This is a genomic window from Thermodesulfobacteriota bacterium (assembly GCA_039028315.1).
GTDB lineage: Bacteria > Desulfobacterota_D > UBA1144 > Nemesobacterales > UBA2774 > CR02bin9.
This window is the reverse complement of sequence record JBCCIH010000119.1, coordinates 1-7,628: the sequence shown is the minus strand read 5'-3', so window position 1 is coordinate 7,628 and position 7,628 is coordinate 1. Positions and strand designations below refer to the sequence as shown.

Sequence of the window (7,628 nt, the reverse complement as noted above, 5' to 3'; positions counted from 1 at the left end):
GGGTATCCGATTACGCTATCTTCAAGGCGGCTGCCAACGAATCCGCCGACGCCTATTCTGAAATTAGGCCCTGTTGTATAGCTAAAACCAGCCATGCCGCCGATTGTAAATGAATCCCAAAACGGTGCATTAAATTCTGCGCCGTAGGATATTACGGGCATTGCGAACACTCCCCAGTTCTGATTGAGCGCATAGCTTACCCGCATGCTGTTGTTTGAAATGTTTACATTTCTCCAAGGCCTAAGGCCTGCAAATCCCTGTGAGCCAGAGAAATCAAAATTATAGTAATTGTAAGTAGATCCAAAAGTAATTCTAAGCCTTTCGGTCCATGTGAACGTTGCATCATGGCTTACCCCAAGCCTTGTTATATTAAATTGTCCCCCACCGTCAATATCGGTATTGAACATGTGCTCAACATTGCCATTTAATCTAACTGCCCATCTTTCAAAAAATGTAAGCTCTTTTTTATCAAATCTCTCCATTCTCTCAGGCTGAGCAAAAGATTGGGATGAACTTATAAAAAAGGTCACAATTAGTAGGGTGAAAATGAGAAAATAAAGTGGTTTAATTTTATTTAGCATAGATCCTCCGTTGAAACTCTCATGAGCTATTATAAGCGTTAGATCTAATGATTCAAAGTGGAAATTAAAGAAATTTTAAATTTTTTGCTCTAAATGTCTTTCAGAATGAACTTTAAGCTCGAATGATTCTTGTGCGTCTTTAGCAATTGCTCTAATCATATCATCGAAAATAAAGCTGTGAATCGGATATAGCGCTCTCCAGTACAATACGCCCCAAAGTCCAGAGGGCTCAAAGAGAGCAGTTTGAACGAGCCTTGTTCCAGTGCCTTCAGGCATCGCCTGCCATTCTAGCCATGCTCTTCCAGGCACTTTCATCTCAGCTCTTAATCTAAGAGTCTCAGGTTTTTCTACTTCCTCAACGCGCCAAAAATCAAGAGCCTCACCGGGTAAAAGCTCAATTGGATGTCTCCTGCCCCTTCTAAGCCCGGGGCCTCCAGCCATACGGTCTATCATTCCTCTTATTTCCCACGCCCATTCCCAAACGAGCCAGCCTTTTTCACCTCCAAGGCTTGTAAAAGAGTTAAAAACATCCACTGGTTTAATATCATCAACATGTATTGAGCGCCTTTCTGTTACCAGCCCTCTCCATTCTGAAACGCTGTAAGTTGAGTCTTCGCTCAGGGCGCCGCTCCATCTGGTTTCAATGTCTCCATCAATCACGTGCGCCAGTGCACGTTCTACGGATTCGATATAGGGTAGGGGGCGAATCTCTGGAAAAACTTCCATAGCTCTTTTAGTATTTCCTACTATTGGATGAATTACTCCTTCTATAAGTGGAACAGCTAGTGAGTTAGATATAGGAGTTACAAGGCCAACCCATATAGCAGCTAGTTTTGGCGCTAGAACCGGAACTGTAATTATAGTTCTTGTATAACCTCTAACCTTAGCATAGCCGTCCATCATTTGCTTAAATGTGAGAACATCAGCACCAATATCAATTACGCCTTTGTATTTTTTATCCAGAGCTTTGACCAAATATCTCATCACATCTCTTACCGCGATCGGCTGAACTTTGTGGTGTATCCACTTAGGCGCAACCATTATCGGAAGCCGCTCCGTAAGATATCTCACCATTTCAAATGAGGCTGAGCCTGACCCTATTATAGGCCCCGCTCTAAATTCTGTAGTTGGGAGACCAGCTCTTAGAATCTCACCGACTTCACATCTGCTTTTTAAGTGGTTGGATATTGTCTTTGCTTCTGGGAGAAGTCCTCCCAGATAAATCACGTGTTTTAGATTTTGGCCTGCCTGAACAAAATTAGTTGCGGCTTCTCTATCTTTTTCTGCATAATCCTTGCCGCCGTACATTGAGTGAACTAAGTAGTATGCGGTATCTATACCGGCTAATGCTTGAGAAAGTGTTTCTGGCTTTAATAGATCACCAACACAGACTTCTACTTTATCTGCCCACTCTCTTCCTTCTATCCTAGAAGCATCTCTAACTAAAACCCGTACTTCTATATCTTTCTCAATAAGATCTGATATTAGCCTTCCGCCTATATAGCCGGTTGCCCCTGTAACCAAGACTTTCATCATTTTCTCCCTGAGCCTAGAGATATCCTTTTAGTTTATCACCTTTCTCAGATGATGCTATTTTTTTGAGAGCAGATTTTTCAATCTGTCTAATTCTCTCTCTGGTTACTCCAAATTTGGTACCAATCTCATCAAGGGTATGAACTGTTGTATTACCAAAACCGTATCTCATTCTGACAATTTCTTCTTCTTTAGCTGAAAGTGTAGTGAGAAGCTCGCTAAGTAAATCTTTCATGTTTCTGTTATCAACATTGTATTCCTGCCCAGTTGATTTACTATCTGGAAGAAAGTCCATATAAGTTCTGGATCTATCTTCTTTTATTGGGTTATCAAGAGATAAAACGTTATCTGTACCGTCCAGAACAGCCTCAACTATTTCAACGCTTAGTTTTGTTCTCTCAGCAATTTCCTTTGGAAGAGGTTTTCTTTCAAGCTCTTCCTGAAGCATATATTTTGCTTTAAACACTTTGCTTGATTGCTCAAGAACGTAAACAGGTACTTTAATTGTTCTGGTCTTCTCAGCGATTGCACGGGTTACAGCCTGATGTATCCACCATGCGCCGTATGTTGAAAATTTAAAGCCTTTAGTATGGTCAAATTTTTCAACTGCCCTTATAAGACCCAGGTTTCCTTCCTGGACAAGATCAGTTAGAGCAAGCCCTCTGCCCAAATGTCGCTTGGCTATGTTAATTACTAAGCGTAGGTTTGCTCTTATAAATTTAGATTTTAATTCTTCTTCCTTTTTTTCATAACCTCTTCTAAAAGCTTGTAGTTTTGTTATTTCATCTTTTGTTATTGTCTGATTTTTTTTAAGTTTGTCGTCAATTTTCTCAATTCTTCTCTTGCACTCTTTAATTTGTGCAGCTATTTCCTTTTCCTGGTCTGCAGTAAGTAATTTTTCATCGACTAAGTCTTTGAAGTAAACATATAAAACTCTTTCTTCTTCATACTTAGTCCATTTATAGTTAGTATTTTCAGAAGGGCTGTCATCATTATCTTTTTGTGTCTTCACTTGTATCCCGCTGTGTTCAGGATTCTCGTCAAATTGTTCATCAGAAATATTAATTTCTAATTCTGTATCCAAATTCCCCTCATCCTCAAAATGTTCATATAATTCATCATTTGATGTGTTAGAAGTACTGTCCTTCTCGTAATAACCATCACTATAATCCTGATATGTATAATCCATTTTCATTCTCCCTTTACTTTTTTATTGCCTGGCCTGCATATAGGCAGACCAGGCTAATCCTAAACTTTAATTAGTCAGGAATAATTACAGCATCAATTACATGTATGACTCCATTGCTTGCCATAACATCTGCTGTTACTACTGTTGCATTATCAACTTTGACTTTTCCGTCATTTACGGCAATTGGTATTCCTTTACCATTTACTGATTTTGCCTCTGTGACTTTTACAACATCTGCTGATGTAACCTTTCCTGGCACTACATGATATGTGAGAATTGCAACAAGCTGTTCTTTATTTTCTGGTTTTAGAAGATTTTCTACTGTTCCTTCTGGAAGTGCTGCAAAAGCTTCGTCAGTAGGAGCGAATACGGTGTAAGGTCCCTCTCCTCTGAGAGTCTCTTCAAGTCCTGCAGCCTGAACAGCTGCTACTAATGTTGTAAATGATCCTGCTCCGACCGCAGTATCTACGATATCTTTGTTTTTATCGCTTCCTGCGATTACCTGAGCAGACCCAAACACCACAAATAAAACCGCCATCACAAATAATGATTTAAATCTATACATGTTACTACCTCCGAAAAATATTTATTACCTATCTGACATATCTTGCCCCATCTAAAAATCTTGTAATCAAGCATATGTCTATCGGTTGTCTAATAAGATAAACAAATGTATAATAGTTGTCAAGCATTATTTTTAAAATATTTAAAATTCTTTTTTGTATTCATTATTAGTTCTTATCTAGAGATTATAGTGTGTATTGAATAACGAGCTGTAATTATTGTTTTTTTTTGAAAAAAAGATTGAGGGTTGACATATGTTAGACAATTGTTTAACATAACTACATGAACGAAACACAAAAATTAAATGACAAAAAGTATTCTATTAAAGTGGTATCAATGAGAACTGGATTGAGTGCTCATGCAATAAGGGCATGGGAGCGCAGGTATAACGCAGTATCTCCAAACAGAGATTCCAATAACCGAAGATACTATACTGAAGAAGATATAATCAGACTTACATTATTAAAAAGGGCTACCGATGCTGGATTTGGAATAAGCCAACTTGTTGCATCTACAGACGAAGAGTTAAACGAACTGATATCGTCAATGAATGTTATAGACCTTCCAGTGAAGAGTAAATTGCCTGAAAACACTTCTGAACCTAGTGTAACAGTGTCGGATATGACTTATGAAAATTATATAGATAGTTTTATGAGTGCACTTGAGCAAATGGACTCAAAAACTTTAGAAAATATTCTAATTCAAGCTGAGGCAGATTACGGACTTAACTCAACAATTGAGAATTTAATTGTTCCATTAATGGAAGTACTCGGCGAGGGATGGAGAAAGGGAAAACTTAGAATTTCACATGAACATTTAGCATCTCATGTAATTAGAACATTTCTGGGTGGGGTGCTGGCATCTCATAAATCCTATCCTGGAGCGCCTAATGTACTCGTAACCACCCCTGCGGACCAATGGCATGATATTGGAGCGCTTATAATAGCTGTAACGGCTGCAAGCGAGGGTTGGAATGTGACATATCTAGGAGCCAACCTGCCTTCTGAGGAAATCGCGGGGGCTGTAAAACAAAATAACTGTAAAGCTGTAATTCTTAGTATTGTTTATCCTGAAGACGACCCTTTGCTAGTACAAGAGATCAGAAAATTAAGAAAAAGTATTTCAAGCACTGTTGCAATCATTGTTGGCGGTAGAGCAAGTCTTAGCTATAAACCTGTATTGGACGAAATAGGCGCCGTACGAGTGGACAGTCTATATAAAATAAGAACCAGTCTTGAGTCTCTTAGATCTAAGAAGTAAATAGACTAAACAGTTTTTAAGCTCTCACGCAAAAACCACTTATCCTCTTATCTTGTGTTTTCTATAGAACCAAACACCAATTAATAAAATTAGTATTGCCACACTCAGATGTCCCCACTGGGTAAGTGTAGGCACACTAGTTCTATCTATCGGCGGAGGCGGTAGCATTGTCGGAGTTGGAATTACTGTTGGTGGAGGCTGTGTTGGCGGGGTTGGAACCATTCTAAGCGCTAAAGTACATGCTCTCCAGTCTCTGGGAGAACCTACATACATTTGAACCGCTGTGCCTGTATTTCCATCTGAATTAAAAAACATACTAGATGCAATGGAGGATACTTGTCCGCCATCAACAGTTGCTTCGGAGTTAAAATCGGCTACCTGCGACATGACGTTAATACCATTAGCTATCACTTCTGTAAATGCAAAAGATGTAAATATTCTTACCACTTGAGAGCCGGCTTCTGTCATTATAGAGGGAGCAGTTGCGGTGTTGCCCTGACCAAAATTGCAGTCTATTGCTATGACCGGGTTCATAGTATCAACGTTGGAATAACGAAGAGCGCCTGCGGTAAATATAACAGAGGCCCCTGTAGTGTTGCATGCCAAATTCTCAGAAGCCGGGTTGTTAGTAAAACCGCCCCATATTCCGGATATACACATCCCATTGTCTCCACAAGAGTCAAAATCCAGACCTGAAAAGATAGCGGGATCTGGAGAATTAAATAAGTTGTTTTGAGAATTTTCAAAAGCGCCGCACGTAAGCAGGATATAGTCTCCAGCTTGACCCGCACCTGATTGCACGTCTAACTGCATGACACCCGGGATGCCTGCTGCAGCAAAGGAGTTAATACCTCCGCTTTCTATGAGCACGTCAGCTTGTGAGTAATATGAATTAAAGAATGAAATTATAGCTATAGTAAGAAATAATCTTAGTAGTCTCAATCTGCCATCTCCTCAAATATATATTTATATATCATAGTATCATTTTGTCTATATATATGAAAGATGGATTTTAATAAATATTTAAAAGCAAAAAATCCGACGCTCCCTCATTAGAAACGCCGGATTATATTTTTCTTGCTGTGTGTATTTAAAGTTTCAAATTCTATGCTGCAGCTTGGCGCCTTCTTAGATACCAAATACCTGCAATACCGGCAAATGCTGCAAAGCTAATTAATCCCCACTCGCTCATAGTAGGAACATTTCTCGTGCCCATTCTAAGTGTTAGAGCGCATTGCTTAATGGAAGAATCATCTCCAATATTTACTGATCCGCCGTTAAATCCTGATCCATCTGCATCTAATTCACTTGTATAAGTCAGTACCATTGATAATTCACCAGCAATAGGGAGTCCTGCGAAAATTAATCCATTAGTTGAATCAAACTCGACTACCCCACTATCAATATTTGCTTCGACTATTCCTAGACTTACAGTTACAAGTTGAGCACCTGGCTCTGAAGTTACGGATGGTAGGGTTAAAATGCCATTTTCAACTGATGAGCAGTTCACATCGATTATGGGATTTTCTTGATCTACATTTAAAAATCTATAACTGCCGGCCAGAAATACATTCGAACTATTGCCCCAGCTGCATGTGATTTCTTCTGAGTTCTGATTATTAGTGAAACGTCCCCAAAATCCTAGTTGACAATCGGCAATACTTTCACAAGGGGCATTTTCAAATTCAGTCCAAACTCCCGGACTAGGTGGGTTAAAAGGATCCGCTCCATCAGTCAATATACCGCAAACTATTAACTCATAATCATTTGCATCTCCTGAGCCCGATTCTATTACACTTGATGTGAAGCCGCCATTTGAATTGCGGTCTACCCTTGCATCGTTAATGAAAACATCTGCAATTGAAGTGCCCGCAAAAGCAAAAATAATAAAAGCAACTAATGGTAAGAAAGATAATTTTCTCATCCTATGCTCCTTTAATTATTATTTATAGCGATATTACCATATATATATCTACAATAATACAACTTTTATGCTGAATGTGTTTAAGCTCTATTACTTAGAATGGTTTTTTTCAGGTGGATTTGGAAGCCCGGACAGACCCCAAGCGATTACAAGCAATAACGCCACTAATAAAGGGACATGAGGGCTTATTTCGTATAGATATCCTGCGCTCATACCGCCCACGGATGCGCCAAAGAAGCTAAACAAGTTATATACCCCGGTGGTGATACCCCTTTTTTCCTGGCCGACCCTTTGAGTAAGAAATGCCGGGAAAACTGACTGAAGCACAGTGTGCCCCATAAAATAAGCCATAGCAGCAAAATACAGGACAAGTGTTATGAATACATGAGAAGGATATAGCAGAAAGCTTATTGCCATCAGAGCCCATGCGCTTAGCGTAGCAACTTTTAGAATCCCTCTTTTCTCCGCATATCTAACATAGGGGTATGCAAAAATCGCAGTTGGAAGAACTGCAATCAGATAAACGTGCCAAAGATCATTGTCATCTACCCCGAGCTCGGTCCAGCTTAGAGGATAT

At 39.5% G+C, this 7,628-nt stretch carries 8 protein-coding genes; 1 reads left to right on the top strand and 7 read right to left on the bottom strand.

Annotated elements, in window-relative coordinates:
• From AAF462_08125 to AAF462_08110, 4 genes are all read right to left on the bottom strand, one after another.
• Positions 1-581 (bottom strand): hypothetical protein (locus AAF462_08125; GenBank protein MEM7009083.1); only part of this gene is annotated, 581 nt, incomplete at its 3' end.
• A 75-nt stretch (positions 582-656) separates the two neighbouring features.
• Entirely contained in the window at positions 657-2,117 is a 1,461-nt protein-coding gene (locus AAF462_08120; protein MEM7009082.1) for a DUF2867 domain-containing protein, read from the bottom strand.
• Positions 2,118-2,130: 13 nt separating this feature from the next.
• Positions 2,131-3,303 carry a sigma-70 family RNA polymerase sigma factor gene (locus AAF462_08115; GenBank protein ID MEM7009081.1) on the bottom strand — a complete coding sequence of 391 codons (1,173 nt, stop codon included), beginning with the start codon at positions 3,301-3,303 and terminating at the stop codon, positions 2,131-2,133.
• 70 nt (positions 3,304-3,373) lie between these two features.
• Positions 3,374-3,841 carry a fasciclin domain-containing protein gene (locus AAF462_08110; protein ID MEM7009080.1) on the bottom strand — a complete coding sequence of 156 codons (468 nt, stop codon included), beginning with the start codon at positions 3,839-3,841 and terminating at the stop codon, positions 3,374-3,376.
• Positions 3,842-4,149: 308 nt separating this feature from the next.
• Here AAF462_08110 and AAF462_08105 point away from each other — a divergent pair, with 308 nt between their 5' ends.
• Positions 4,150-5,127, top strand: a complete 978-nt coding sequence (locus tag AAF462_08105; protein MEM7009079.1) for a cobalamin-dependent protein — start codon at positions 4,150-4,152, stop codon at positions 5,125-5,127.
• Positions 5,128-5,166: 39 nt separating this feature from the next.
• On the opposite strand, the gene AAF462_08100 is transcribed toward AAF462_08105, so the two are convergent.
• From AAF462_08100 to AAF462_08090, 3 genes are all read right to left on the bottom strand, one after another.
• A complete protein-coding gene (locus AAF462_08100; protein MEM7009078.1) occupies positions 5,167-6,069 on the bottom strand; it encodes a hypothetical protein in 903 nt (300 codons plus the stop codon).
• Positions 6,070-6,232: 163 nt separating this feature from the next.
• The gene (locus AAF462_08095; protein ID MEM7009077.1) at positions 6,233-7,051 is read right to left on the bottom strand and encodes an IPTL-CTERM sorting domain-containing protein; all 819 of its coding nucleotides are present in this window, start codon (positions 7,049-7,051) and stop codon (positions 6,233-6,235) included.
• Positions 7,052-7,141: 90 nt separating this feature from the next.
• Positions 7,142-7,628 (bottom strand): MFS transporter (locus tag AAF462_08090; protein MEM7009076.1); only part of this gene is annotated, 487 nt, incomplete at its 5' end.